Origin of the sequence: Akkermansia sp., from assembly GCF_020860705.1 — a bacterium.
In the GTDB taxonomy this organism is placed as follows: Bacteria; Verrucomicrobiota; Verrucomicrobiia; order Verrucomicrobiales; family Akkermansiaceae; genus Akkermansia.
Window position 1 is genome coordinate 101485 of the sequence record NZ_JAJBTT010000001.1, and the last position, 24982, is coordinate 126466.

Below are 24982 nucleotides of genomic sequence, written 5' to 3' on the forward strand. Positions count from 1 at the left end.
TTCTGACCTGCTTGCCGGATTCATCTATTCCTGAACAGGAAACGGAAGAAACTCATCCTTCCGAACTTGATGAAAATCATTGTCATTATACTGTAAAAGAAGAGGAAAGAATGAGTTCCTGCGACGGTTTTACACCGTTTCAGCAATCCAGCATCTCTCCTGCAATAAGCCGGCGTTTCTCTCCCGCAAAATGGAATTCAGTCTGCCCTTGGAAAGGCAAAGCTTTCCGGGAAGGCGTGAAGAAGAAATTTTTTCATCCATGCCATTTTAAAAAAACATAAACTGCTTGTTGCTGTCTTGTTGCTGGGAGGCTTAGCACTCTATTTCTTTTCCACGCCCATCATCCTCTGGAGAGGCGGCAGGGATCCGGACCTCGTAAAAAGCCATCAGAAAACATTTTTTAAGGTATCCACTCTGGAATTCCCGGATGGAACGGTCGTATACGGCATCGGGTTCGACAGTCACTACGGGCTGCTCCTGCCACTAAGCGGCACCATCATGCTCCTGGACAGCGATGGAACAAACCGCTGCACGGCAAAACGGGCGGCGGAAACGGATTGTTCAGGCTTCCTCCTTTTCCTTGGCCTCAAGAGCCTCAAAGCGGGCCAGAACCCAGCAGAGGTCGGAAAGGCGGTTCAGGAACAGGGCCGTATTCACGTTGCTCAGGGCATTGTCCAGCCTCAGCGCCACCACGCGGCGTTCCGCACGGCGGCAAACGGAACGGGCCAAGTCCAGCTGGGCCGCGCCCAGGGACCCCTCCTTGCCGGGACGGGCCCACCCCTTGAAACGGATGTCGCATTCCTTTTCCAGCAGATGGGCCTGTTCTTCCAGCCAGGCCACATCGTCCGCCGTAATGCGGGCATAGCCTTTGGCATCGTACTTGGGCAAATCTTCCTCCAGGGTAGCCAATTCTCCCATGGCGCCCACCAGGCGCGCCTGCACACCATCCAGCGTCTCCACCGTGCGGGGGCTCACCCCGGAATGCCGTACCACGCCGATCAGGGAATTCAATTCATCCACCGTCCCGTAAGCTTCAATGCGAGGGGCCGTCTTGGGGCTCCGTTTGCCAAACATCAGGTCCGTTTCTCCGCTGTCTCCACGCTTGGTGATCACGCTCATACTTCCGTACCCTACCATGCCAGCACGGCTCTGAACACAAAAAAGAAGGCATAAGAAGGCATGTCCCGGAACAAGTTCCAATCTACACCATTTCCCGGCACGGCAACGGCATTCCCATCATATTTTGTTGACTTTCAATGTGAAAATATCTATTTAAAACAAGTTGGATGCCTGTTGCCATGCTTCGCCTTCTCGCCGTTTTTCTCCCCTTCTGCATCTGCTTTCTTTTTGGAACATGTTCCAAAGAGAAAGTTGCGCTGCTGCCCGGAGAAACGGTCGTGAACGCCTCGGAACTGCCCGGCCCTATACAGGAATGGAAGGGGGATTCAGCCTCTGAAAGAATCCTGACCATCAATCTGGACCGTCCGGGCCTCCCCTGGTCCCATGTTGCCGAGGGGATGGCGGAAGCTTACGCGCATGGTGTGGACGATCTGCGTTTGCGAAGGGGGGATGCCGTCGTGTCTGCCTTTGAAAATGGAATTTGCTGGGACATTCCCGTCGTTGTCGATACGGAGACAGAACTTGAAAACGATGAGACGGATGTTCCCTATCTTCCTGATGACACCGTTTTGGAACACCCTTTCCGGGAGAACGTCTTCCTTTCCGTCAAAAAAAGGCCTTCCCGGGAGCCCGCTTATCCCATCGTGCAGTTCATCCGGTCTTTTTATCCGGAAAGGGGTTCCTACCAGCTTGTTTACTGGCGCATCCGCAAGGAGGATGCCGAGGAACGCCGGAAAAATGACATTCAAGTTTTCGCCAACATGGCAAATGCAGACATCAACCAGCACAGGGCATTTATTTTCAACGTGGACGATGGGGTTCCCTGCGGGGAGGTTTTCGACTACTTGAACGCCATTGACGGAAGAGGCACCTTGGTCGGCATATCCTTCAGCCAGCCCGGCAATTTTCCGGAAAAGAATTCGTGAATCCTTCTTTTTCCTGCGCTGGCAACGGCATGACACGTCAACCGTTTGAAACTTTTGCCGATGGCTGTACAACCCCTGCATGACCCGGACCAGAGATGAATTGGCGGCGGAAACCGCACCGCCCGTCAAAGTGCCTCTCTGGACAAAGGATTACATCCTGGCCTGCTGCGCCAACCTGATGATGGGGCTGGCCTTTTTTGAACTGGTGCCGGTCCTTCCGCTGTACCTGACGGGTAATTTGCAGGTTTCCTCCGGCTGGCTGGGCTGGATCATGTCCATTTATGTACTGGCCGCCATTCTTTCGCGCCCCTGGTTTGCGCACCGGGTGGATACCGGGGACCGCAAGAAAATTTACATCACGGTTTACATTCTGCTGGCGCTTTCCTTTTCAGGATATGCCGTAGCCGCCACCGCCCTGGCGTTTTTCCTGACGCGCTTCGTCCAGGGCCTGATCTGGGGAGGCATGACCACCTCCGGCCCGACGATGGCGGTGGACATTATCCCTCCTTCCCGCCGCGGAGAAGGCCTGGGCTTTTTCGGCATGACGATGACATTGGGCATGTGCCTGGGTCCCGTCATCGGCCTCCAGGTGTACCAGCAGTACGGTTTTTACGTGATTACGTGGAGCTCCCTGGTCCTGTGCCTGGCCGGAGCGGGCATTGCCTCCCTTATCCGCGCGCCCAAACGCCCTGTCCAGGAATCCGTGCAGGAAACGCCCAAAAAGGTGCTGGACCGCCTGGTGCTGCGCGTAGGCATTCCGCTGGCGGTGAACGTCATGATCGCCTCCTTCTCCTACGGGGTGGTGGCCGTTTATTCCGCCCTGTATGGAAAAATGTACGGATTCAAGTACGCCGGGCTGTTTTATGCGCTGATGGGGCTCGGCATGCTGGTTTCCCGGTTCATGGTGGGCAGGCAGATCGACCGCGGGCGCGTGGCGGAACTTTCCGTCATCTCCCTGAGCATTCTGACCGTCAGCTTCGGCGCGCTGGCGTGCGCGCCCCTGGAATGGGTTTACTATATCTCCGCCATTTTCATCGGCTTCGGCTTCGGCATCTTCATCCCCACCTTCCAGACCATGAAGCTGAACATGGCGGACCGCGGGCACCGGGGAGCCGTCAATTCCACGTTTTTCACCGCCTTTGACATCGGGGTGGGCACGGGCATGTTCTTCGGAGGCAAGATTTACGCGTACCTGAACCTGAACTGGGCCTTCGGCGCGGGCGCACTGCTGAACCTGCTGGCGATCGTTTACTTCTACCGCATCTCCCTGGACCATTACCGGAAGAACAAGCTGGGCGTGGATTCCGATTGATTTCCCCGCGCCGTCATTGTTGCGGTAGGGAAAAAACGTCAATCACGCGCCGGGCGGCAGGCCGTACGCGCAGCAGGCGCGGATTCCATGCCAGCGAAATACTGCGTGAAAGCCTGTCCAGCGCCGGATGGGTCACCTTCATGAAACCCTCTCCCAGTTCCGGCTCCTCCATGCAGGGGAGAATGGCCGTCCGGGCCGGACTTGGAGAAAAGCTCATCGTTCCCCTGAACATGAGGGACGGCTCCGCCATCTGCATCGGCAAGGGGAACAGGGAATTCAATTCCTCATCCCCGCACGGCGCAGGCCGCATCATGTCCCGCAAAAGGGCCAAAGCCAACCTTTCCCTGGAGGAATTCGAGACTTCCATGCAGGGTATTTTCTCCACCTGCGTCTCCCCCGCCACGCTGGATGAAGCCCCCATGGCCTACAAGGATGGAGAGAGCGTGCTGGACAACATCCACGAAACCGCGGAAATCGTGGAACGCATCAGGCCCGTGTACAACTTCAAGGCTCCCGAATAACAGGCGCCCCAACGCCAGGCCCCTTCCGGAAAATTTTTTCCGGAAGGGGCTTTTCCCAATCTCCGGAACCGGATCAGGAGCGCTTGGCGGAATAAATCAGCTTATAGGGTTCCGCGGTCTGAATCGGAATGGCATACACCTTGGAGGTATCATTCCATTCCACGCCGGAAACGTCAAACTTCTGGCGGTCATAATACCCCACCACCTTTCCGTTGGTCACTACGCAGAAAGCGGCCGCATTCTCCCCATTCCGCACTGTAATCATGCCGTCCTTTTTGGAGGCGCTCACGGACGGGCTGAGCTTGGCGTTCTGCTTGTATTTGGTCCAATAACCGTTGAGCTGGGAACCATGCAGTTTCTGTCCCCACAAATCAACCGTCTTCCCATGCTGATGCAGGAAGGCGATGCGGAATTTCGGCTTGGGGTACCGCTTGGCGGCGATCCGGGCCTTGGAGGCGCGGGCCATTTCCTCCGTCATCTTGAAACTGTACTCCCCATACTGGTTCCCTTTGTGGTCAATCGGCACGAACCAATTGAAAATTTCAAAGTCCTCTGTAAAGTCCGTCCTGCTGACATTGCAAATGCGCTCATACAGGGCCAGATGGGCCTCGGAAACCTCATACGCCTGAGTGGAAAGAGGCTTGCGGCGCAATGATTCAAAGAGCGTAGGATAAAATTCCGGATTGATTCCCAGCTTATGGAAATACAGGTAAAAGGAATATTGGGCAAATCCCCACTTGGCCCAGCCGTTCAAATCATGGAACGGCATGCCCTTCACCGCCTCTGAAAGCAGGTACTTGCACGGGTTTTCCATGTCTGAGGCCAGTTCATTGCCATTGATGGGATTGGTTACCTGGTCCAAGATCAACTGGGCGAAGAAGTTATTGGAGCTTTCAGACATGCTGCGCCAGTTGAACGGATGCTGGTAGCAGTGGCCGATTTCATGCCCTATTCCCCAGAGGCGGTTCCCCTGAAGAACGCCGGGGGCGAGCACTTCATTTTTCAGCGTATTTCCCTGATTCCCGACGCTGTAGCCGCAGTAATACCAAGTGGCAAACATATGGGCGCCGCCTTCTACGGAAACCCCAAGCTGCCGGTTGTTATGCGGCTGGGGATATTTGTCAAAGCCCATGATTTTCCACATGGCCCTGACGCTCTCATCCCACACCTTGACGGATTTCGTGATGGAATCCGGGCTGTAAGCCTTCAGATATTCCGTGTGGAGGATCATCATGGCATTCCGCCCCACGATGTCGAACATGCTGTGGGGGGCCTTGCTGATCATGCGCTTCCAGTCCTTGTCCGTGTGCCTGGTCACGTCAAAATATCCGTTCACAATCCCGCTGCCCAGGGGGATGTGCACCGTCACGGGCTTCTTGGGCGTGCTGATATCGGTGTGATACATCACATAAAGCAAGCCCGAACGGTTGATTTTGACTTTGTTTACTCCTTCATTCAGGGGATAGGTGGAAGACTCGATCCCCGCCGGGGAAACGGAAGCCAGTCCAATCTCTTCTCCATGGGTGGGCCCCACGAATACAAGGATTTCGTCTCCCGCCTCCGCCACAATTCCGGTGGGATTGTCAAACTTGTTCAGGGCGTTGATGTTTCTCACCTTGGCGGCAAACTCCGGATGGCTGTAAGCCTTGTAGGATGCAATGCGGAATTCCTTGTCCTCATAGGCGCCGGATTTCACTTTCCGCGCGATCATCTGCAAAAACTCCGGCAGCGCCTTGAGATCCGCCAGGGTGCACCTGGGATTGATGGAAGAGCAGCTCGTGTCCCGGAACACTTTCAGCAATTGACGGTTGAGCGGGGATTCCGTCTTTTTGTAAAAACCAATCTCCCGCACGGTAAACGCCGGGGAGGCTCCTTCAGGGTAATCAACCGCCACCTTGATTTTCTGAACTTTCTGAAGAGGGTTTTTAAATCTGATGATCTTGGAGCCGCCGAGATCGAACTTTCCAAGGTTCTTCCACGATGAACCGATCATGGCGGATACGGAAACCTCATTGAAATTGGCTCCGGAAAAGGTGATGTAGTTAATGGTATCCGGCGCTTCAAACACAAATTCCCCTTCCACATGCCGCGCTCCGGGAACATGCCAGTTGGCGGATTCCAGAGAACCGTCCACCGCCTGCTTTACGGAATGGTTCCCGGAATAGGGGGGCTGAGGGGAAGAAGCCTCCTTTACTTGAAGCAGGATGTCCTCCGGAACATCCAGTGAAGGATATTTTTCCGCAAAGGACATATTCGCGGTAAACATTAAAAAAACGAAAAATAAAAAAAACGGAGATAAAATCGGATCCCTTCTCATAAACTACATAGTGCCTGGTGGCATTATACATGATTTACAGCGTTTTCTTTCATGTTTTTCATGTTATGGCGTAAAATCCCTTCACGGGACAACCGGAATTCACATCTTTTTCACCATCCAGTTCTTGATGGACCCCCACGGAACATTATGCCATGTTATCTTTCATGAACGGAAGACGGTCCCGTCATCAATCAGGAAACAAGCCGGGCAAATGGATTGCCGTCCTGGCCGTTCCCCTCTTTCTTCTGGGAACGGGGCTATTCTCCTTTTTGTGGAACGTTCCGCTGAATACACTGAGACCCGCTTATTCCGCTCCCACACCTCCCGTCATTCTTGTCAGGAACAGTTCTTCCCCGGAAAATCATGCCACGGCCCTGGACCCTTCCTTCCTGGCCGGCATCCAGCCTTTCCTGGAACACTATGCGGGATCCGTCAGCAACGCCGGGCACCTTGACTTCACCACCCATGCCCCGCAGGAAGTGGAAATACGGATGGACGGACTCTCCATTGGATTGAGCCCCTCCCTGGCGGTTTTCAATTTCCACACCAGGTACGGGTTCAGCATGCAGACGAGCAGAAAACCGGACGCCGCCGACCGGGCGGTATATCAATGGCTGAAAAATATGATGCGGGCGGAAGGTCCCTGAGAACCAGGGGAAATGTTGACACAAGCATCGAACGGTATAGACTTTGTACTGTCTAATCCTTCATCTTCCTGGAAAAGCTGCAGAACGACCAATTCTCCAGCCCGCGGGGCGGATGCCCCCGGACCGGAAGGCCCCTCCATACAGCATTTATGAAACGTATTTATCACGAATCATGGACCCTGGCCGGCCTGGCATGCGCCATTCTGGCCGCAATAGCCATGCTCTCCCTGTTTTCCTGCGGGGAAAGAAGCCAGGCAAGCGACAACAAACATCATATGGACAACAAGGATTTAAAGACGATTTATCTGGCGGGAGGCTGCTTCTGGGGAGTGGAAAAATTCTTCTCCCTGATTCCCGGCGTCAAGAAAACGGAAGCCGGGTACGCCAACGGTTCTACAGCCGCACCCACGTATGAAGAAGTCTGCAGGGGGGGTACGGGCCACGCGGAAACGGTAAAAGTGGTTTTTGACCCGGAAGAACTCAGCCTCCCCTTCCTGCTGGAACAGTATTATTCCATCATTGACCCCGTTTCCGTTAATAAGCAGGGAAACGACAAGGGAGTTCAGTACCGCACGGGCATTTATTATACGGATGAAAAGGACAAGCCGGTTATAGACGCATCCGTGAAACGGCTCCAGCAACACTTCAAGCAGCCTCTGGCGATTGAAGTTCAGCCCCTCCGCCAGTTTTCACGAGCGGAAGAATATCATCAGCACTATCTGGACAACAACCCCGGAGGCTACTGCCACATTCCCCCCTCAAAATTCCAGGCGGCGGCGCAGGCACGGGAAACCGCACCCGCCTATCGGAAAAAATCGGACGAGGAGCTGCGCCGCATCCTGACCCCCGAGCAATTTGCCGTTACGCGGAACAATGCTACGGAACCTGCCTTCCGCAACGAATATTTCAATAACGACAAACCCGGCATTTATGTGGACGTCACGACGGGAGAACCCCTGTTCCTTTCCACGGACAAGTTTGATTCCGGCTGCGGCTGGCCCAGCTTCTCCCGGCCCATCAAGGGAGAACTGATTCAGGAAAAGCAGGATCTTTCCCACGGCATGCACCGCACGGAAGTCCGCAGCAAGACGGGAGACGCCCACTTGGGCCACGTCTTCACGGACGGTCCCAAGGACCGCGGCGGCCTGCGCTACTGCATCAACAGCGCCTCCCTGAAATTTATTCCGGAACAGGACATGGAGGCACAGGGATATGGAAAATATCTGCCGCAACTGCGCCAGGAAACCGGGAAAACGGAATCCAAGAGTAAATAACCTTGGGACAAGGGAAGAAGGAGAGCTGCTGCATCTACCAATCATGCACCCGGCAAAGCCCGGAGAGAGCGAACGCCGCCAGATGAAAACCGCGGCATTTGCTCCCTGCAAGGGTTCCATACGTTAAGCAGAGCCGCAGCCATGCTGTGCCGGGCAGAGAGGCAACAAACAAGATCATCCCCAGCCGTCCGTCATTTTTCCAAGTTCAGAAAACTTGCAAGACCTTGCGGAATGATAACAGGTTTTAATGAAGTCAACATCATGATCCTGAGTTAATCATGATGTTGACGGACTTGAGCAAAACCCGCCGTTTTGGCGGTCTGTCCAAGAAATTGGACATGGGCATTCATGGAGATTGCACGATGGGGTGCTCCTGAAGAACAAACGGCCCATCAGTCCCGGACACACCTGTGTCCAAAAGAAGGCATCCTCCATCCATGCCGCTGCCGATGAATGGAAACCGTCCAACGGACAGCAGAACATGGAGGATTGGGGTTGTCGGGGCAATACGACTTGCGGCGGAGACCGTTTATCTTCATGCCGTTCATTTGAGATAGCGACGGCCAAATCCGTTTTGTGTTAAAAAAACAAATTTTTTATCGCTGATGTCTCATAGATTTCTAAAAACCATCACTTCCGATTGATGAAAACCTTATAATAAAAATAGAAAATATCCTCTTCCTATACCGGATTTCCATCACTTGCATAAAAAATGGATGGATGAATATCACGGGCCATGCGGGAATTCGCGGCCCGTATCAACCGTTCCCCTTATCCGGACTTGGCCCCGATAAAACGGAATGGCTTTTCCCAAAGTCAATCATCGGCTTAAGCGCAGCGTTCTGGCTGGAAACTTTTCCCCCCTTTACGGCAAACTCTTCCGCTTGGCCATCTTCACGAAGCCCATCCATCCGTGCAGCTTTTTCAGCCAGGTCCTCGCGGTGTCCGGTTCAAAATACGCTTCTCCGGCCCATTCCGGAGGATAAAGAATCCTGCTATGGAATTGCACATGGAATTCCGGGACTATGCTCACTTCCTGAATTTCCAGCAGTCCCGTGGACGCCAGCAATTCATTCAATTCAGTCACATTGCCCTCATGAACCAGGAAATCCGTTTCTCCTTCCTCGTCAATAAAAAGCAAATGCTGGTTGCTGTCCACATCAAGGCTGTCCTGTTCCCACCACTCCACAATATACTTCCATTCCCCCGCATGCGGCAGTTTTTCCCCATTCAGCTCTTTGAGGAAACTTTGAGTACCGTCCTCTTTCATGATGCAGTCCATCTCCACCGTTCACAGGAAACCAGACCCCGCCGTCATGATCATCACGTGGCCTGTCTTTTTTCAAGCTACCATCTTTTCCCGCGGAAACAACCTTCCAAAAAACGGAACGGATTCTTCTGAAACGGTCTCCCGTCACCTTTCCCGCCTTACTGCACAATCGTTACGGGCGTGCCGATTTTAACGGTTTTAAACAGCGGCACGCAGGAAGAGCGGGTCATGCGGATACACCCATGCGACTGCGGCGTCTGGAAAACGGGCCCCACGTGCATTCCTATGCCGCTGTCCGTCAACCGCATGAAATAGGGCATGGAGGCGTCGTACAAATTGGAAACGTGATGCACCGCCTTTTCCGTAATGTGGAAATGCCCCACGGGAGTCCGGTGGGAAGACATACCGAGACATACGGGAAAATCCATGGCTACTTCATCCCCCACCATCAGCTGTCCCCTCTGGCGTCCGCGGCTGATCACCACGCGCATATTGCCGGAAGCCGCTTTTTTCATGACATCCGGATTCATCCACTCATCATGCACCTCCGTATAATCCACTCCGGCCACGACCACTCTTGTATTTGGTCCATAAGAGGTCATGGGCATGGCCACAGGCGCAGTCAGGGGCACCATGCGCAAATTCTCTTCCTGCGGTCCTGAACAAGACGCCAGCGTCAACGCGCCTGCCGCCGCCCCTGCAATGATGGACAAGGTTCTTTTTGCATTCATCATCTTTCAATCCTTTCACAGGATTGGACAATGCCGCGAACTCAAGTTCCCTATTTCATGACGCACTCTGTTTACAGCTCCGGCATGAACGGAAGCAAGGAAAACCGGAAAAAAGCAAGCTGTCAGCACAGCGGAATGTTGCGCGCGACAGTGAACAGGACAAGAACAGACACCCCTAGGAGCAATACCCGCATGAATACGGTCTTGTCCCGGATGAAAAACAGCGTTCCCAGCCACGCAAGCGTGGGAACCAGCAGCGCATTATACCGCAGAGAATCCACCCAGTGGCCGTGAAGGAGAGCATGAAGGGCTCTTGTGGAACCACAGCCATAGCAAAGGAACCCGGTTGTCCTGTAAAACAGGCACTCCGGCAGCCAGCCCGATTGTGAGGGATCTCCAACCCACAACAGGACGGCGCACGCCAGAGCCAGAATCGCCACATACCATGAGAACGCCTTCATGCACCACAATAAAAAGGATTGCGGAACATGTCCGGCGGCGCGCCTTGACGCTCCGCACATTGCCTTCCGCACTTTTTTAATAGCCGCGCCAGGCCACAGCGCCCAGCATGAACAGAACGCTCACCACGATGGCGATGATGCACATCGTCCTGCCGTTGCTGCTTTTCGGATACTTGCTCAGCCCGATAATGCCGAGAATCAGCCCCACCAGGCTGCACAGGACGGAAAAAACAAGAGCCCAAATAGCCAATGCGTTACTCAGTCTTACAGATTCAGAATTATTTTCCAGATTCATTGATTCATATGGTTTATGTAACAATTGCGACAAAAACTCCCCTTCCCCCGTTCAACAAAACTCTGTCCTGGCGGTTCTGCAAATTATTCTGAAAACACCTGCGTTGAACTCGTCCGCTTCCCGGCTCTCACGTGAAATTTCCCACGGAGGGAACCGGAAAAAATTCCCTCCGTCACACAGAGTCCTTGCCTTATCAAACTTGGCCTGTATAGTACCCGCGACTGCCAGGAGGGCAGCCGCCTGTTTACAGTTAACCCTCTATTCCGCATCATGACCAAGATTGCCAAGAGCACGTTCGCCACGGGAGCCGGAACCCCGGGACAGTTTTATTCACTGCCAGCCCTGGCGGAAAACGGCTATCCGCGTCTGAACCGCCTGCCCGTCTCCATCCGGATCGTTCTGGAATCCCTGCTCCGCAACTGCGACGGTCTGAAGGTAACGGAAAAGGATGTGGACAACCTGGCCTCCTGGAACGCCAAAAATCCCGGTTCCTATGAAATCCCCTTTACGGTGGCCCGCATCGTCCTGCAGGACCTGACGGGCGTCCCCCTGCTGGTGGATCTGGCCGCCATGCGCTCCGCCGTAGCCGGGCTTGGAAAAGACGCCTCCGTCATTGAACCGCTGGTTCCCGTGGACCTGGTCGTGGACCATTCCGTTCAGGTGGACTGGGCAGGCCGTACGGACGTCCTGGAAAAGAACCTGGACATCGAATTCCAGCGCAATGCGGAACGCTACGAATTTCTTAAATGGGGCCAGCAGGCCTTCCAGACCTTTTCCGTAGTGCCGCCCTCCGTGGGCATTGTCCACCAGGTGAACCTGGAATATCTGACGCCGGGCGTCATGGAAAAGGACGGCGTTTATTTCCCGGACACTCTGGTGGGGACGGATTCCCATACCACGATGATCAACGGCATCGGCGTCGTAGGCTGGGGCGTAGGCGGCATTGAAGCGGAAGCCGGAATGCTGGGCCAGCCCGTCACCTTCCTGGTGCCGGAAGTGGTGGGCGTCCACATGACGGGAAAACTTCAAGAAGGAGTAACGGCTACGGACCTGGCGCTGCATGTCACCCAGATGTTGCGCCGCCACGGCGTCGTCGGCAAATTTGTGGAATTCTTCGGGGAAGGAGCGGCAGCCCTGCCGCTGGCGGACCGCGCCACCGTAGCGAACATGGCCCCGGAATACGGCGCCACCATGGGCTTCTTCCCCATGGATGAACATTGCTCCGACTATCTGCGCCAGACGGGCAGAAGCGAGGAAGCCATCACCACGTACGAAAACTACTTCAAGGCCCAGGGCCTGTGGGGAATGCCCCGCAATGGAGAACTGGACTATACGGACCAGCTGGAACTGGACCTGTCTACCGTGGAACCCGCCGTTTCCGGCCCCAAACGCCCTCAGGACCACATTCGCCTGTCCTCCATCAGGGACAGCTTCCGCAAGCTGGTCCGCATGCCTGCGGCGGAAGGCGGTTACGGAAAGAAGGAATCCCCGTCCGTCAAGGTCACCATGCATTCCCCGGCGGGCGTTCCCGTCCCTGTGGACGGGTTCAGCCAGGAAGCGGAACTGAAAGACGGCAGCATCCTCATCGCCGCCATCACCTCCTGCACCAATACCTCCAATCCGGGCCTGATGCTCGCTGCCGGGCTGCTGGCTAAAAAGGCGGTTGCACTGGGACTGCAAGTGCCGCCGCACGTAAAAACGTCCATTGCCCCCGGTTCCCGCATCGCTTCCGACTACTTTGCGGCCAACCAGCTCCAGGAATCCCTGGACACCCTTGGCTTTGAAACCGTCGGCTACGGCTGCACCACCTGCATCGGCAACTCCGGACCGCTGAATCCGGAACTGGAACAGGCGGTAAGGGAGAACGACATCGTGGCCGCCTCCGTCCTGTCCGGCAACCGCAACTTTGAGGCGCGCATCCATGCCTCCATTAAAACCAACTTCCTGATGTCTCCCCCCCTTGTCGTCGCCTTTGCGCTGGCCGGCAGGGTGGACATTGACTTCCAGACGGAACCGCTGGGCACGGACCGCAACGGAAACCCCGTCTTCCTGAAAGACCTCTGGCCCAGCGCCGGGGAAATTGCGGAAGCCGTCGCCAAATCCCGCAATCCGGAAGCTTACCGGGAACTTTACACCATCACGCCGGACAAAAATCCGCGCTGGGCAGCCGTCTATGCGCCGGAAGGCTCCGTCTTCCAGTGGAATGAAAACTCCACCTACATCCAGGACCCGCCCTTCTTCAGCGGTTTCAACGGGCAGCCCCGCACGCTGGCGGACATCAGGGACGCCCGTCCCCTGGGCATCTTTGGCGACTCCGTGACCACGGACCACATCTCCCCCGCCGGGGCCATCCGGGAAACGGGCCCCGCCGGACTGTACCTGCAACGCATGGGGGTGGACAAAAAAGACTTCAACTCCTTCGGCTCCCGCCGCGGCAACGACCGCGTGATGACCCGCGGCACCTTCGCCAACGTCCGCATCAAGAACCTGATGGTGGACGGCACGGAAGGCGGCTACACGCTGTACTTCGGCGACCGCCCCATTCCCGCCCCGGACAAGAAAATAACCCCTGCCGCGGGCGCTCCCGCCTTCATCTATGATGCGGCCATGGCCTACGCGCAGGACGGCGTCCCGCTCATCGTCATCGGCGGAGAAGATTACGGCATGGGTTCCTCCCGCGACTGGGCGGCCAAGGGCACGAACCTGCTGGGCGTCAAGGCCGTCATCACCAAGAGCTTTGAACGCATCCACCGTTCCAACCTCATCGGCATGGGCGTGCTGCCCCTCAACTTCGCCGACAAGGCGGACTATGACCGCATCGCCCCCTTGAAGAACGCCACCTTCTCCATCCTGGGGCTGGACAATGACATTACGCCGCGCCAGCAGGTCACCCTGCGCGTGCAGCCCGCAGGTGCGGAGGCGTTTGACGTGCCCGTCATCGTCCGCATTGATACGCCTATTGAAAAGGAATACTACCTGGCGGGCGGCATCCTGCCATACGTGCTCACTCAAATCCTCAAATAACGCAGCATGGCCGGCTTCTCCCGGCACAGTCTCCGCTTGTACGCAGGCCGCCCTTTTCCGGAAGAGGCGGCCTGCGTAGCTTATGCCGCGTCGGGAACGCCTGCAATTTCATGACACGGCCGGATTAGTTCACTTGAACTAATTCCAAATTCTGCTTGCAATCCATTCGGGCTGTTTCTAGAACAAACACATGGAATATAGATCTGTCTGGACGGGCTTTCTTGCCGTATTCACCGCCCTGGCGTTCTGCAGCTGCTCGCAGAACGATAAAATGAGGCCGCCGGCCGTCTCCTTCAAAATTCAAAAAGCCCCCGTAGTTCCCCGCACGACCAACCAGATGGGCCGTGAAGTGGGCATCCGCGTCTCTTACATGCCCAAAAGCACGTACGCCCGCAGGCACGCGGCCTCCATGCAGCCCCGCTTCATCACCATCCACAGCACCGCCAACCCCAAGGGAGACGCGCACGCCCACTCCCGTTACCTGAACAGCGGCAAATCCCGCAGTCTGAACTGGCACTTCACCGTGGACCAGTTCGGGGCCTACCAGCACATCCCCACCACGGAAACAGGCCACCATGCGGACCACTCCGGCCCGGGAGACCAATACTCCGTAGCCATTGAAATGTGTGAATGCACCACGCACAACCCCGTCGTCATCTACAACAAGACGGCCAAGCTGACCGCCCTGCTGATGATGCGCTACAACGTTCCCCTGCGCAACGTGGTGCCTCACAACTACTGGTCCGGCAAAAACTGCCCCGCCCCGCTGATGACCAACGGGCGCCCCGGCTATAAATGGAGCTGGTTCATCTCCCGCGTGGACTACTACTACCGCTGCCTCCAGGCCGGGAAATAACTTTTCCTGCTCTCCGCAGCGCTGCAACGCATGCCGCATTCATGACAAGGCGCCCTCTTTACCGTTTCCGGGACAGGGTGCTTCATGAAGAGTATGAAAATCATCACTTTTCCCGGCGATACGCAGCAGCTGAACAACGGACTACCCATGCCCGGCATCGGTTATGGAACCTACCTGGCTCCGGATGATACGGCGGGTGTCCGGAGCATTCTGGACGCGCTGGAAGCAGGCTACCGCCTCATTGACACGGCCAGCGTGTACGGCAATGAGAAAACGGTAGGCCGCGCTGTCAGGGAAAGCGGCCTACCGCGGGAGGAAATCTTCCTCACCAGCAAAGTCTGGAACACGGACCAGGGATACGAAACTACGCTAAACGCCTTTGAAGCCTCCCTGGACCGCCTCCAAACGGACTATCTGGACCTGTACCTGATCCACTGGCCCATCCCCGCCGGATATGAAGAAGACTACCGGAAACTCAACAGGGAAACCTGGAAAGCCATGGAACGGCTTTACCGGGACGGACGAGTGAAAGCCATCGGCGTCAGCAACTTCCTTCCCCATCATCTGGAAGCCCTGATGGAGCATGCCGACATCATGCCCATGGTGAACCAGCTGGAAATCAACCCGAAATACCATCAGGAAGAAGCGGTAGACTTCTGCCGGGAACACCATATCCTGGTGGAATCATGGGGGCCGCTAGCCCGCGGAGGCGTGCTGGAAGAACCCATCCTGTGCCGTATTGCGGACAAGCACAAAAAATCCGTGGCCCAGATTTGCCTGCGCTGGGAACTCCAATGCGGCATCGTGCCCATCCCCAAATCCGTGCATGCAGACAGAATCCGGACTAATCTGGACATCTTCAACTTTTCCCTGGATGAAGGAGACATGGCCCTCATTGAAACACTGGACTCCCCCGGCCACTATTCCCTCCACCCGGACCATCTTTCTGAGGAATAGCAATTATTTTTATGAAAATATTGATACTTCCTAAAAAGTTGATATTTTGTTTAATAGCAATGGCTCCCGCATTTTAAATAGGGCGAATGCGGCAGAAGCATGTTGCCGAGTCGTTGTTAGAAATGTCAAAGTAGTTGAATCTGACACGTTTGATATTGCCATGGTGTAACCGAGTAACATAATAATCTGAATATTAGAATAAAATGAAAAAATATTCTAAATTGGCGGTGGCAGGAACCATATCATGTTTGATGTTCACGGTAGCTTATAGCGGCAATATCCCGGAACTGAAAATTATCACTGATGGAGAAATCGTAACATGTATGCGTGACGGAAAGGTCTTTTCTGTAAGGCCGGTAAGCGAAAAACTACGCTTGGCTCCCGATCAAAAAGGTTCTAGGAAAAATCCTGTTGTGATAGACGCCAAGGAAGTTAACAAGTATGAAGATTTACAGAATATTCAGTGTAAATACTTGGCAGAACAGTACCCCGGTTATGAATGGATTGGTCCTAATACAACAAAAGAACAGGAACAATTTCTTCAAAAGATAGATTTCAAAACAAAAGACGGTAAATTGGGAAGTATTTTCTTTGACGTGACGGAGTGTTTCAAGAAATTGAAGAAAAATGAGCGGTTTAAAAAGGAAATTGAATTTCATGAGCAAGAAGCTATCAAAGCAGAAGAGGCGATCAAACGCGGATGCTATTGAACAATAATCTAAATCCAATAATTTAATATGAAATCATTATCAAAAATTACTATTTTAGCTATAGGGTGCGGCGTGATACCATTAGTTTCTCAATCGCTGGGATCAGAAGATGCATCCGGCAAAGTTATCATAGTAGATGATTCCGAACTCGGTAATTGGGACAGGCCTGTAATTCTGGATTCCAAAGACATCAAAAATTATAGCCAGCTAGAGGAAGCGCTGCAGGAATACGTTAGAAAAAATCATGAAGGTTATGAAGTCTTGGGAAGAATGTTCACGATGGATGAAGATGGTCATTTTATCCTCATCTTTTCATTGAAAAATGAGGAAGGAAAACAAGAGATATTATATTTTGACATGACTGATGTATATAAAAATTTAAGTAAATCGAAAGATGAAAAGACCAGAAATAAAATAAAGGAAATGGAAGAGAAGCACACTCCTTTGTCTGAATCCAAATTCTTTAATCTTGTCCTGTCTCAATTGCTTGATTTGTTTTCATCTGATCATTGGATAAGGCGTTTAATATTCCAGCAATCATGATCTGATTGAATAAAATGATCCGTTCCAAGCTCTTTGGCGGAGGATTCAGAATATCAAAAGAACAATGCAACTATCAAATATAGAAATAATTATTGCGGGATGCATCTTCATCATCCTCGCGAATCTATCTTATTCAGACCAGAATAAAGCGATAGAAGAACTAAAGGAGCCCATCAAGACAGAAGAATTGAAGGAGTCGGTCAAGAATATGGAAAATCCGATCATCTTGGATCACAAGAAGATTGAAAATCTTAAACAGATGGAAAATTTAATCGATGATTATATTAGGAAAAATCATGACGGTCAAATAATGAGAGGAAGTTCATTATCAAAGGAAGATAATAAATACATATTAACCTGTGCTACTTTCAACGAAAACGATAAAATGTTAATTTTAGTTTTTGACGTCACGGAAATATTCAGCAAACTCCTTAAATCCGGCGACAAAAAAACAAAAGAAGAGATAAAAGAATATATTGCATCTTTTAATATAGAATGAGATAATGATGTGATGGGGAACAGCTCATTTCATGTGTAGTTAATCTTCTTGCCAAATGGCAGAAAATCTATTAGCAAGAAGATTAACTGTACAATTGATCATTCCTCGAGAAAGGATAGCTTATTTCACGACGTAGGAAAATCAAGCAAGCATTGCCCATTCACTCTTCATTTTCTCATCTCTTTTGCTTCTATTTCCATGTCTTAAACTAAAGAGGCAGCCTCTCTTATTATTGAGGCTGCCTCTTTAGTTTAATTGTCAAAAGGAAGAATTTTAGTTCCTTATTTAGATAAATTAGAACTCTTATCCGATTCTTTTTTTACAACTTCTTGAACTATTTTATCTATCCTCTCCCATTCTTCCTTAGTTAATTCTTTTGGATTTTTCCCTAATTTTTTAACTTCTTCCAATGCTATCTTGTTAGCCGCATTATTTATTGCATTTAAATTCTTCTGCTCTTCTGCCGTTAATGGTTTCCTGTCTTTTTCTATGTTCTTTACCAGGTCTTCGAGTTCTTCATTGCCTTTCTTACCGCGCGCCTTATAGGCATCAGTAGCATCAAAATCTACTTGAACACTTTTTCCATCATCATCTTTTAAAACAAATGATTGAATAAAAGAGCCATTCTTGTCTTTCGGGAGAGAAACAAGTCTCATCACAAGATGATAGTTTTCGTAGTGCTTTCTTATATATTCCTGTTGTTCCCATTTAACGCGATAGTATTTAGTTATTCCTTTAAGAACAACAGGACTATTTTTTTCAACGCTAGATGTTTCAACTTTTTTATCGTTCCCAGCTTCCTCGGCAGCTGAGTGATGATTCAACACAAAAAACGAACAAAATACTAGTGGGGAAATAAATATTTTTTTCATTGTCATTGTTTTATTTTACCTTGATTTTTTCATTCTTAAGCTGTTGCTCATACGTTTAACAAAAATATATAAACATGAAAAATACCTGTTATGTTTTAAGTTGAATGATTTTGACTTTCATTTGCTTCTTGTTATTATAGTTTCTTTCTTTTGACAAGAAGATTATTGTAAACTAGCTTGACCGCTTCCTGGCGGATTCCACCAGGCGCTGCCGGGCTTCCTGTTTGGCGCGGAGCTCCTGTTCGCGTTCCTTTTCCTTTGCCAGGGCCGCCTTCTTTTCGGAATCACGGAGTTTTCCGTAACGCAGGGGATCGAGGCCGGCTTCGTCTTCCACCCCTTCATAGTGGTATACGGGTAATCCGTCAGCAGCCAGCGCTACATGATAGTAATGGCCATCCTGTCCTTTGGGGTCCCTGCCTTTCTTATCCAGACGGGAAAGAATGACGGCATATCCCAGGCCGGGGGCGTTCATCAGCTTCCGCTGATCGTCAAACAGGGCACTCAAAAGCATATTGTCATATTCCAGCCTCAGGATGCCGCACACCATTTTGCCCTCCGTATTCCAGTACATGGTCAACTTCTTCTTTCCCAGAGAATTGGGTCTGCACGCTTCATAAGCGCCCTTGACGGGACGGCTTTCCATGGACAGGGAATAGTCTATGTTGCTATAGGATTTTATCTCCCTTGCCGCGATTTTCTCACCTGGGGGAAGCAGCGAGGAAACGGGCCCGCGCATCTCTATCCGTTCCTCAGGCATACGTTTTGAAGGAGCCAGCAACCCGGTCTTCGTATCATAGTAAGCGTAAATGGTCCCCTCCTCCAGAACCATGGTGAAGTTTTTTTGTCCTCTCATGCTTTCCGGACGGTTCTGCGGACGGCAATATTCCTGGATACGGAACGGAGGCCCCTGGATGGCGGAAAGAGAAGTTGTATAAACCAGGCCGTCTATTTTCCTGGTTCCCGTAAAGGTCTTAGTAGGGTTTTTCCGGGCCGCTTCATTATATTTAGGGGAGATGTCCTTTTCCACCGGCGTCCATGTCACCTTTTCCAGCTCTTTCATCAGGAAAGGCCAGAGCATCGCCGCCAGCTTGAGATCCCGTCGCGCCGTCGTTCCCGTCAGGGAACGCACCAGCGCCGCATCTTCTTCATCCAGATGGGTCAGAGGAATTTCCACACGTTTGCGTCCCGTTTTAATCGCTAATTTAGTTCCCGTACACGATTGAAAACTGCCCGTCACCACGTCTCCAAGCTTGGAAATCCATTCCCGTTCTCCCGGAAAGACATTTTCATCAGCCGGAACGCAAACCGCGCCGCACCAAATCAGTATGGCAATCAAGAAAAGTTTCATCATTAGAGGCACAGGGTTACAACTGCCACCCTAACAACAGTGCTGGCCAGATAAAAGCTTTTAATTGCCCGCTGCTGCACCGGGAACCCGGAACAAGAAAGGGAACCATGTTCTCATCACACGCCATCTGGAAGCAATGGGAGGTTGAAAAGGGCCGGGAGGCCTTTTTCCCAGGTGAGAGACCGTGACAAACCGGGAGGAATTGGAAGAAGCAGAGGAAGCTGAATTTGGCTTGCCTGGGAGTGAGGGGCTCCCGCCCCTTATCATTCCGCCAATCAGCGGCCTCATGCGCCCTGACCGCGCATCCGGAGAAAACCCGCGGATTGCAGTTATTGCTTTTTCCTCTTTTTAGGAACCGCCTCTGTCGTTTTAACGCTTTTTACCGCGCTTTTCCCGGCAGCTTTGGACGTCCTGGCCGTTTTGGGAGCCGGAGCCTTTTCCTTGTCATCCGCCTTGGCGGCTGTTTTTTTGGCAGGATATTTCTTTTCCCTCGGCGGGAATTCAAAGCCGATTTTGCCCGTCTTCGCATTGAAGACCAGATAAGCGTCAAACGGACGCTTGGTGCGCTGGGAAATGAAGCCCTTCATCAGGTCTGATTTGCCTTCCGCCAGAATTTTCAATACCTGGTCCAGAGGGATTTCACGCCCCAGAATAGTCCGGGAAACGGATACGGTGGCGTTTTCCTTCCCCATCGTCAGGGAAGGCACTTTCCAGGCCTTGGCCGTCTCCATCACCTCGTGTTCCCCCATGTCCGGAATGGTCACGGTGGCTACTTTCACGGCTTCTTCCGCCCCTGCGGCTTCATCTTCCTCCCGTGCCGGGAAGTAGAGCGTAGCGCGGAATTTGTCATTGAGTTCCAGCCCCGCTTCAAAGGGTTTGCCGAAGCGCGACGTAAATCCCTGGAGGATTCCCGTTTTACCGTCCACAATGAGGGTTTTCAGCTCTTCATCCGTCATGTCGCGGCCGGAAATGACCTTGCGGATGCTGAACTTGCAGGAACGGCAGGAAACGGCGTCCAGCGTGTTCTTCAGGCCGTGGGCATGGCAGGACGGGCAGTCCAGTTCCATTTCCGGCAGTTCCACCTGCTGCTGGGCTTCCCGGAAGTCTTTCACTCTCTTCACGATTTCCCCGGTCAGATTCTTGATGCCGTCCATAAAGGAATCTCGGCCCAGGGAGGCCTGTTCCATCTGCTTGAGCTTGTATTCCCATTCCCCGGTCAGGCTGGGGGAAGTGAGCGTCTTCAGGCCGATGCGTTCCAGCAGGGCGATCAGCTCAATCCCACGGCGCGTCGCCAGAAGGTCGCGTCCGTCCCGGACAATGTATTCCTGGGAAATCAGTCCTTCAATGATGGAGGCGCGGGTAGCGGGCGTTCCCAGGCCACGTTCGCTCATGGCAGCGGCCAGCTCCTCGTCATGCACCAGCTTTCCAGCGCCTTCCATGGCGGCCAGTAGCGTGGCTTCATTGTAGCGGGCCGGAGGCTTGGTCATGGCGTTGCGGATCTCGATTTCGCGTACGGCGGCTTCTTCCCCGTCCCGGACAGGCACCAGCTCTTCCTTGCCGGAGCTGCCCGCCTTGCGTCCGTAGACGGCCTGCCAGCCCGGTTCCACCAGCACGCGGCCCGTGGTCAGGAAGGCGTCCGTTACGCCGTCCTGGTGGGCAATGAGCGTCGTTCTGCGCGTATCTTCAAAAACGGCGGCAGGGAAAAAGACGGCCAGGAAGCGGGCCATGACCATTTCAAAGAGTTTCTGGGCGTCCCCGGTCAGTTTTTCCATCTTCCCGGTCGGAATGATGGCAAAGTGGTCGCTCACCTTTTTAGTGTCGAACACGCGCCGGTTGGGCTTGATGCGCTTGTTGTCCAGGATGTCCTTGGCAAAAGGGGCGAATTCGGGATTCTGCTCCGCCACCGTTCCCACGATGCCGTACACCTTGCCCAGATAGTCTTCCGGCAGGTAGCGGGAGTCCGTACGGGGGTACGTAAGCACCTTGTGCTTTTCATAGCATTCCTGGGCCAGCTGAAGCGTGCGCTTGGCGGAAAAACCGTAGCGGTTGGCGGCTTCCCTCTGGAGGGAGGTCAGGTCGTACAGCAGCGGGGCGATCGTAGTGACGGGCTTCTTTTCCTCGGTCACGGTTCCGGATTTGCCGCGGCAGCGGTCACGGATGACAGTCGCTAGTCCGGCGTCCCAGATGCGTTCCGCCCGGGACTGGGGGTCGTCATTCTTTTTCCAGTCCCGGTCAATCCAGCGGCCGGAGTAGGAACCGGACTGCACGTCGAATTCCGCCCATACCTCAGAATAGGGCACGGGTTCAAACGCCTGGATTTCCAGTTCCCTCTGCGTCAGAATGGCCAGCGTGGGCGTCTGGACGCGGCCGGCGGGGGTGACGTTGAAACCGCCGCGGGATTGGAGAATGGTCAGCGCGCGGGTGCTGTTCAGGCCAATCAGCCAGTCTGATTCAGAACGGCAGACGGCGGCATTCGTCAGGGGCTTCATGTCAGCCTCGCTGCGCATGCTGTGCCAGGCGTTCAGGATAGCCTCATCCGTCATGGACTGCATCCAGAGGCGGCGGGCAGGCTTGTTCCACTTTCCGTAACGCACCAGGTTGTGGAAAATCAGCTCCCCTTCGCGGCCGGCATCACATGCGTTGACGATTTCCGTGACCTCTTTGCTCCTGGCAAGCTGAAGCACTTTTTTCAAACGGTCTTCCGACTGCTTGATGGGTTCCAGTTCAAAAGCCTTGGGAATGACGGGCAGGTAATCGAATTTCCAGGGCAGCGATTTGCCGCCTTCCGTCATGGGTTTTTTCTGTTCCAGCAGATGACCCACGGCAGACGTGATGATGGCACGGTCATTCTGGTAAAACGCCCCGGACTTGTCCCGGGTGAATTTTCCAAGCTCCTTGCCGAGAACCCTCGCCAAATCAGTGGCGACGCTCGGCTTTTCTGCTATAATTAACGTTTTGGACATATGGGCGGCTCGGAAAAATAAAAGTGGTAAACAGTGGAGGCAGCACAGCCCGCATTGGCGGCGCGTTGCATTTGGAAGTGAATTCCTACTCCCCTACCCCCCATGCCTGTCAATAACCAATTATGTATTTACGGGAAAAGCGCCCTTTTTATGTCAGAATAATGAATTTCCCGTCCTCCATTTTGCGGAAAAGCCGCGTTGCCTCCTTGCCAGCCGCATTCCGCCGTGCTATTCGTGGGACGATGAAAACGAGCCTTCCTTCCATCCTGCTTCCCGCCTGCCTTGCGCTGCTGGCAGCCTGTTCCCCCACGCCGTCCGACCGGATCGCCAAGAACATGCCGGCCTATGAACAGCTGCCGAAGGAACACCAGGTGAAAGTGGCGCGCGGAGAGCTGGAAAAAGGCATGTCCCCCATGGCCGTCCTGCTGGCGTGGGGAGAACCGGAACAGAAGATGGTAGGCAGGATGGACGGTAAAAATACGGAACGGTGGCTTTACACGCGCAGCGGCACGGGCTGGTCCGTAGGCCTGGGCGGCGGCGGATTCCGCGGCAGGGATGCCGGCATAGGCACCGGGATCGGCGTTACGATGCCCATGGGCAGCCGCCCTCCCGTTTCCTATAATGTCCTGTTTGAAAACGGAAAAGTAGTCAGCTGGGAAGCCGTAAACGGCTTTTAAGCCGGTTCCGCAACCTCGTTTGTCCTGCATCCGCCCGGATCTAGTCCTTAACCCGGGCAAATTCATTGGGGTCTTTACTTTCCGCAGGCTTTGACGATGGCTTCCACCAGTCCGTTGATGTCGTGCGTTTTCGCCGTGATCGCAGGCGCATGGCCCAGCTCCTTGAGGGTCGCCGTAGTCACGGGTCCGATGCTGGCGGCCTTGCAGCCGTCCGGCCACGGAAGCCCCAGCTTGAAGAAGTTCTCCGCCGTGGAGGAGCTGGTGAACGTTACAATATCCGCCCCCTGCTCCCGGAAAACGGCCTGTGCTCCCGTTACGTCTTCCGTCTCCGCTTCCGTCTTGTAGGCAATGCATTCATCCACAATCGCCCCCAGAGCGGTCAGGCCATCGTAAATCACACGGCGCGCTTCTTCTCCGCGCACCCACAGGAACGTGCTGTGCTCAATGGTGCCGATTTCTTCACGGGCATCCTTGAATGCCTTGACAAGCCCTTCCGCCACAAATTTTTTAGGCATGATATCCACGGCCAGCCCGTATTCCCGGAGTTTCGCCTCCGTCCCTGGGCCAATAGCGGCAATCCTGGCCCCCCCAATGCTCCGGATGTCCTGGTACACGGCAAAGAACGCCTGGAAGAAGCGTTCCACCCCGTTGGGGCTGGAAAACACCAGCCAGTCGTACGTGTGGGCATGCACCACGCCTTCTGCAAATTCCCGCCTGTTGGTGGGGGGAGCAATGCGGATGGTGGGTATTTCCAACACCTCCGCACCCAGTCGGCGCAGACGCTCACTCAATTCCCCGGCCTGGGAACGGGTGCGTGTCACGACGATGCGCCTTCCGAACAGGGGCAATTTTTCAAACCAGTCCAAATGCTCCCGTTCCCTCACCACATCCCCGATCACCACAACCGCGGGTGCGCCCAGTCCGGCTTGCCGGACTTTGGCCGGCAGCGTCTTCACCGTGCCCGTGACCGTTCTCTGAATGCCCGTGGTGGCCCACTGGACAGCGGCGGCAGGCGTGGACGGCTCCTGGCCGTACCCGATCAGGGCTTCGCACACTTCCGCCAGCTTCTGCATCCCCATCAGCATGACCTTGGTGCCCTGCGCTGCCGCAATTCCTTTCAGATCCAGGGTAGATTCCTTCTTGTTGACGTCCTCATGGCCCGTGAACACGGTAAACTGCGTGCAATGCTTGCGGTGCGTCACCGGAATACCCGCATAGGCCGGCCCCGCAATGGCGGAAGTAATGCCCGGAATGACTTCAAACGGCACCCCTGCTTCATGCAAGGCATCCGCTTCCTCTCCGCCGCGTCCGAAGACGTAGGGATCGCCCCCTTTCAGGCGCACCACCCTTTTACCGGAACTGCCCAGCCTGACCAGCAGGGCATTGATTTCCTCCTGCGGCAGGGCGTGGCGGGAAGCCCGCTTGCCTACAAAAATCCTTTCACACGCGGCAGGAGCCCAGTTCAGCATTTCCGCGGAACTCAGCGCATCATATACCAGCACTTCCGCTGTTTCCACCAGCTTCCGGCCGCGGACAGTCATCAGGCCGGGGTCTCCGGGACCCGCTCCAAGCAAATAAACAATACCCTGTTGCATGCTGTCATTCAACTCCATTACCCTCTTGTTGGCGACAACAAACCCCGCCATGCCCGGATTCATTA

At 53.8% G+C, this 24982-nt stretch carries 24 protein-coding genes; 13 read left to right on the top strand and 11 right to left on the bottom strand.

Going from position 1 to position 24982, the window contains the following annotated elements; genetic code table 11:
- Nucleotides 1-11 precede the first annotated feature (11 nt).
- Nucleotides 12-281: a hypothetical protein gene (locus LIO64_RS00405; protein ID WP_290547475.1), complete on the top strand. Its 270-nt coding sequence runs from the start codon at nucleotides 12-14 to the stop codon at nucleotides 279-281.
- A gap of 280 nt (nucleotides 282-561) precedes the next feature.
- On the opposite strand, the gene LIO64_RS00410 is transcribed toward LIO64_RS00405, so the two are convergent.
- Nucleotides 562-1119, bottom strand: coding sequence for a cob(I)yrinic acid a,c-diamide adenosyltransferase (locus LIO64_RS00410; protein ID WP_290547476.1), 558 nt, complete (start codon nucleotides 1117-1119; stop codon nucleotides 562-564).
- 179 nt (nucleotides 1120-1298) lie between these two features.
- Here LIO64_RS00410 and LIO64_RS00415 point away from each other — a divergent pair, with 179 nt between their 5' ends.
- A complete protein-coding gene (locus tag LIO64_RS00415; RefSeq protein WP_290547477.1) occupies nucleotides 1299-2045 on the top strand; it encodes a hypothetical protein in 747 nt (248 codons plus the stop codon).
- A 79-nt stretch (nucleotides 2046-2124) separates the two neighbouring features.
- Nucleotides 2125-3357 carry an MFS transporter gene (locus LIO64_RS00420; protein ID WP_290547478.1) on the top strand — a complete coding sequence of 411 codons (1233 nt, stop codon included), beginning with the start codon at nucleotides 2125-2127 and terminating at the stop codon, nucleotides 3355-3357.
- Nucleotides 3358-3370: 13 nt separating this feature from the next.
- Here the strand turns inward: LIO64_RS00420 and LIO64_RS00425 are convergent, their stop codons facing one another.
- Entirely contained in the window at nucleotides 3371-3499 is a 129-nt protein-coding gene (locus LIO64_RS00425) for a hypothetical protein (protein ID WP_290547479.1), read from the bottom strand.
- On the opposite strand from LIO64_RS00425, the gene LIO64_RS00430 reads away from it, so the two are divergent.
- Entirely contained in the window at nucleotides 3498-3878 is a 381-nt protein-coding gene (locus LIO64_RS00430) for an RtcB family protein (RefSeq protein WP_290547480.1), read from the top strand. The two genes, LIO64_RS00425 and LIO64_RS00430, sit on opposite strands and share 2 nt — an antisense overlap.
- A 73-nt stretch (nucleotides 3879-3951) precedes the next feature.
- Here the strand turns inward: LIO64_RS00430 and LIO64_RS00435 are convergent, their stop codons facing one another.
- Entirely contained in the window at nucleotides 3952-6144 is a 2193-nt protein-coding gene (locus LIO64_RS00435) for a M60 family metallopeptidase (protein WP_290547481.1), read from the bottom strand.
- 215 nt (nucleotides 6145-6359) lie between these two features.
- On the opposite strand from LIO64_RS00435, the gene LIO64_RS00440 reads away from it, so the two are divergent.
- Both LIO64_RS00440 and msrB read left to right on the top strand, forming a co-directional pair.
- The gene (locus LIO64_RS00440; protein ID WP_290547482.1) at nucleotides 6360-6842 is read left to right on the top strand and encodes a hypothetical protein; all 483 of its coding nucleotides are present in this window, start codon (nucleotides 6360-6362) and stop codon (nucleotides 6840-6842) included.
- Nucleotides 6843-7117: 275 nt separating this feature from the next.
- Nucleotides 7118-8116, top strand: a complete 999-nt coding sequence (gene msrB, locus LIO64_RS00445; protein WP_345779554.1) for a peptide-methionine (R)-S-oxide reductase MsrB — start codon at nucleotides 7118-7120, stop codon at nucleotides 8114-8116.
- A gap of 865 nt (nucleotides 8117-8981) precedes the next feature.
- Here the strand turns inward: msrB and LIO64_RS00450 are convergent.
- The 4 genes from LIO64_RS00450 to LIO64_RS00465 form a co-directional block, all read right to left on the bottom strand.
- Nucleotides 8982-9386, bottom strand: a complete 405-nt coding sequence (locus tag LIO64_RS00450) for a hypothetical protein (protein WP_290547484.1) — start codon at nucleotides 9384-9386, stop codon at nucleotides 8982-8984.
- A 158-nt stretch (nucleotides 9387-9544) separates the two neighbouring features.
- Nucleotides 9545-10120 (bottom strand): L,D-transpeptidase, encoded by a 576-nt coding sequence (locus LIO64_RS00455; RefSeq protein WP_290547485.1) that lies wholly within the window; start codon nucleotides 10118-10120, stop codon nucleotides 9545-9547.
- A gap of 119 nt (nucleotides 10121-10239) precedes the next feature.
- Nucleotides 10240-10578 carry a DUF2752 domain-containing protein gene (locus tag LIO64_RS00460; RefSeq protein ID WP_290547486.1) on the bottom strand — a complete coding sequence of 113 codons (339 nt, stop codon included), beginning with the start codon at nucleotides 10576-10578 and terminating at the stop codon, nucleotides 10240-10242.
- A 76-nt stretch (nucleotides 10579-10654) separates the two neighbouring features.
- A complete protein-coding gene (locus LIO64_RS00465) occupies nucleotides 10655-10828 on the bottom strand; it encodes a hypothetical protein (protein WP_290547487.1) in 174 nt (57 codons plus the stop codon).
- 315 nt (nucleotides 10829-11143) lie between these two features.
- Between LIO64_RS00465 and acnA the strand changes: the two genes are divergently transcribed.
- From acnA to LIO64_RS00495, 6 genes are all read left to right on the top strand, one after another.
- Nucleotides 11144-13897, top strand: coding sequence for an aconitate hydratase AcnA (gene acnA, locus LIO64_RS00470; RefSeq protein ID WP_290547488.1), 2754 nt, complete (start codon nucleotides 11144-11146; stop codon nucleotides 13895-13897).
- A 190-nt stretch (nucleotides 13898-14087) separates the two neighbouring features.
- A complete protein-coding gene (locus tag LIO64_RS00475) occupies nucleotides 14088-14753 on the top strand; it encodes an N-acetylmuramoyl-L-alanine amidase (RefSeq protein WP_290547489.1) in 666 nt (221 codons plus the stop codon).
- A gap of 84 nt (nucleotides 14754-14837) precedes the next feature.
- Entirely contained in the window at nucleotides 14838-15710 is an 873-nt protein-coding gene (locus LIO64_RS00480) for an aldo/keto reductase (protein WP_290547490.1), read from the top strand.
- Nucleotides 15711-15913: 203 nt separating this feature from the next.
- Nucleotides 15914-16420, top strand: a complete 507-nt coding sequence (locus tag LIO64_RS00485; protein WP_290547491.1) for a hypothetical protein — start codon at nucleotides 15914-15916, stop codon at nucleotides 16418-16420.
- Nucleotides 16421-16447: 27 nt separating this feature from the next.
- Nucleotides 16448-16963, top strand: a complete 516-nt coding sequence (locus LIO64_RS00490) for a hypothetical protein (protein WP_290547492.1) — start codon at nucleotides 16448-16450, stop codon at nucleotides 16961-16963.
- Between the two features lie 208 nt (nucleotides 16964-17171).
- Nucleotides 17172-17462 (top strand): hypothetical protein, encoded by a 291-nt coding sequence (locus LIO64_RS00495; protein ID WP_290547493.1) that lies wholly within the window; start codon nucleotides 17172-17174, stop codon nucleotides 17460-17462.
- Nucleotides 17463-17743: 281 nt separating this feature from the next.
- On the opposite strand, the gene LIO64_RS00500 is transcribed toward LIO64_RS00495, so the two are convergent.
- The 3 genes from LIO64_RS00500 to topB form a co-directional block, all read right to left on the bottom strand.
- On the bottom strand, nucleotides 17744-18340 hold the full coding sequence (locus LIO64_RS00500) for a hypothetical protein (protein ID WP_290547494.1): 597 nt from the start codon (nucleotides 18338-18340) through the stop codon (nucleotides 17744-17746).
- Between the two features lie 166 nt (nucleotides 18341-18506).
- Nucleotides 18507-19685, bottom strand: coding sequence for a hypothetical protein (locus LIO64_RS00505; RefSeq protein ID WP_290547495.1), 1179 nt, complete (start codon nucleotides 19683-19685; stop codon nucleotides 18507-18509).
- Nucleotides 19686-20011: 326 nt separating this feature from the next.
- The gene (topB, locus tag LIO64_RS00510; RefSeq protein ID WP_290547496.1) at nucleotides 20012-22645 is read right to left on the bottom strand and encodes a DNA topoisomerase III; all 2634 of its coding nucleotides are present in this window, start codon (nucleotides 22643-22645) and stop codon (nucleotides 20012-20014) included.
- A 242-nt stretch (nucleotides 22646-22887) separates the two neighbouring features.
- Between topB and LIO64_RS00515 the strand changes: the two genes are divergently transcribed.
- Entirely contained in the window at nucleotides 22888-23322 is a 435-nt protein-coding gene (locus tag LIO64_RS00515; RefSeq protein ID WP_290547497.1) for a hypothetical protein, read from the top strand.
- A gap of 74 nt (nucleotides 23323-23396) precedes the next feature.
- On the opposite strand, the gene cobA is transcribed toward LIO64_RS00515, so the two are convergent.
- Nucleotides 23397-24917, bottom strand: coding sequence for a uroporphyrinogen-III C-methyltransferase (gene cobA / locus LIO64_RS00520; RefSeq protein WP_290547498.1), 1521 nt, complete (start codon nucleotides 24915-24917; stop codon nucleotides 23397-23399).
- Nucleotides 24918-24982 lie beyond the last annotated feature (65 nt).

What these genes read in the sequence shown, in the direction of transcription:
- msrB (WP_345779554.1), top strand. Translation starts at nt 7,118, where the DNA reads ATGGACAACAAGGATTTAAAGACGATTTATCTGGCGGGAGGCTGCTTC.
- acnA (WP_290547488.1), top strand. Translation starts at nt 11,144, where the DNA reads ATGACCAAGATTGCCAAGAGCACGTTCGCCACGGGAGCCGGAACCCCG.
- LIO64_RS00500 (WP_290547494.1), bottom strand. Translation starts at nt 18,340, where the DNA reads ATGACAATGAAAAAAATATTTATTTCCCCACTAGTATTTTGTTCGTTT.
- LIO64_RS00485 (WP_290547491.1), top strand. Translation starts at nt 15,914, where the DNA reads ATGAAAAAATATTCTAAATTGGCGGTGGCAGGAACCATATCATGTTTG.
- LIO64_RS00420 (WP_290547478.1), top strand. Translation starts at nt 2,125, where the DNA reads ATGACCCGGACCAGAGATGAATTGGCGGCGGAAACCGCACCGCCCGTC.
- LIO64_RS00505 (WP_290547495.1), bottom strand. Translation starts at nt 19,685, where the DNA reads ATGATGAAACTTTTCTTGATTGCCATACTGATTTGGTGCGGCGCGGTT.
- LIO64_RS00490 (WP_290547492.1), top strand. Translation starts at nt 16,448, where the DNA reads ATGAAATCATTATCAAAAATTACTATTTTAGCTATAGGGTGCGGCGTG.
- LIO64_RS00450 (WP_290547484.1), bottom strand. Translation starts at nt 9,386, where the DNA reads ATGAAAGAGGACGGTACTCAAAGTTTCCTCAAAGAGCTGAATGGGGAA.
- topB (WP_290547496.1), bottom strand. Translation starts at nt 22,645, where the DNA reads ATGTCCAAAACGTTAATTATAGCAGAAAAGCCGAGCGTCGCCACTGAT.
- LIO64_RS00460 (WP_290547486.1), bottom strand. Translation starts at nt 10,578, where the DNA reads ATGAAGGCGTTCTCATGGTATGTGGCGATTCTGGCTCTGGCGTGCGCC.
- LIO64_RS00480 (WP_290547490.1), top strand. Translation starts at nt 14,838, where the DNA reads ATGAAGAGTATGAAAATCATCACTTTTCCCGGCGATACGCAGCAGCTG.
- LIO64_RS00415 (WP_290547477.1), top strand. Translation starts at nt 1,299, where the DNA reads ATGCTTCGCCTTCTCGCCGTTTTTCTCCCCTTCTGCATCTGCTTTCTT.
- LIO64_RS00455 (WP_290547485.1), bottom strand. Translation starts at nt 10,120, where the DNA reads ATGATGAATGCAAAAAGAACCTTGTCCATCATTGCAGGGGCGGCGGCA.
- LIO64_RS00515 (WP_290547497.1), top strand. Translation starts at nt 22,888, where the DNA reads ATGAAAACGAGCCTTCCTTCCATCCTGCTTCCCGCCTGCCTTGCGCTG.
- LIO64_RS00430 (WP_290547480.1), top strand. Translation starts at nt 3,498, where the DNA reads ATGAAACCCTCTCCCAGTTCCGGCTCCTCCATGCAGGGGAGAATGGCC.
- LIO64_RS00425 (WP_290547479.1), bottom strand. Translation starts at nt 3,499, where the DNA reads ATGAAGGTGACCCATCCGGCGCTGGACAGGCTTTCACGCAGTATTTCG.
- LIO64_RS00440 (WP_290547482.1), top strand. Translation starts at nt 6,360, where the DNA reads ATGAACGGAAGACGGTCCCGTCATCAATCAGGAAACAAGCCGGGCAAA.
- LIO64_RS00495 (WP_290547493.1), top strand. Translation starts at nt 17,172, where the DNA reads ATGGAAAATCCGATCATCTTGGATCACAAGAAGATTGAAAATCTTAAA.
- cobA (WP_290547498.1), bottom strand. Translation starts at nt 24,917, where the DNA reads ATGCAACAGGGTATTGTTTATTTGCTTGGAGCGGGTCCCGGAGACCCC.
- LIO64_RS00410 (WP_290547476.1), bottom strand. Translation starts at nt 1,119, where the DNA reads ATGAGCGTGATCACCAAGCGTGGAGACAGCGGAGAAACGGACCTGATG.
- LIO64_RS00475 (WP_290547489.1), top strand. Translation starts at nt 14,088, where the DNA reads ATGGAATATAGATCTGTCTGGACGGGCTTTCTTGCCGTATTCACCGCC.
- LIO64_RS00435 (WP_290547481.1), bottom strand. Translation starts at nt 6,144, where the DNA reads ATGTTTACCGCGAATATGTCCTTTGCGGAAAAATATCCTTCACTGGAT.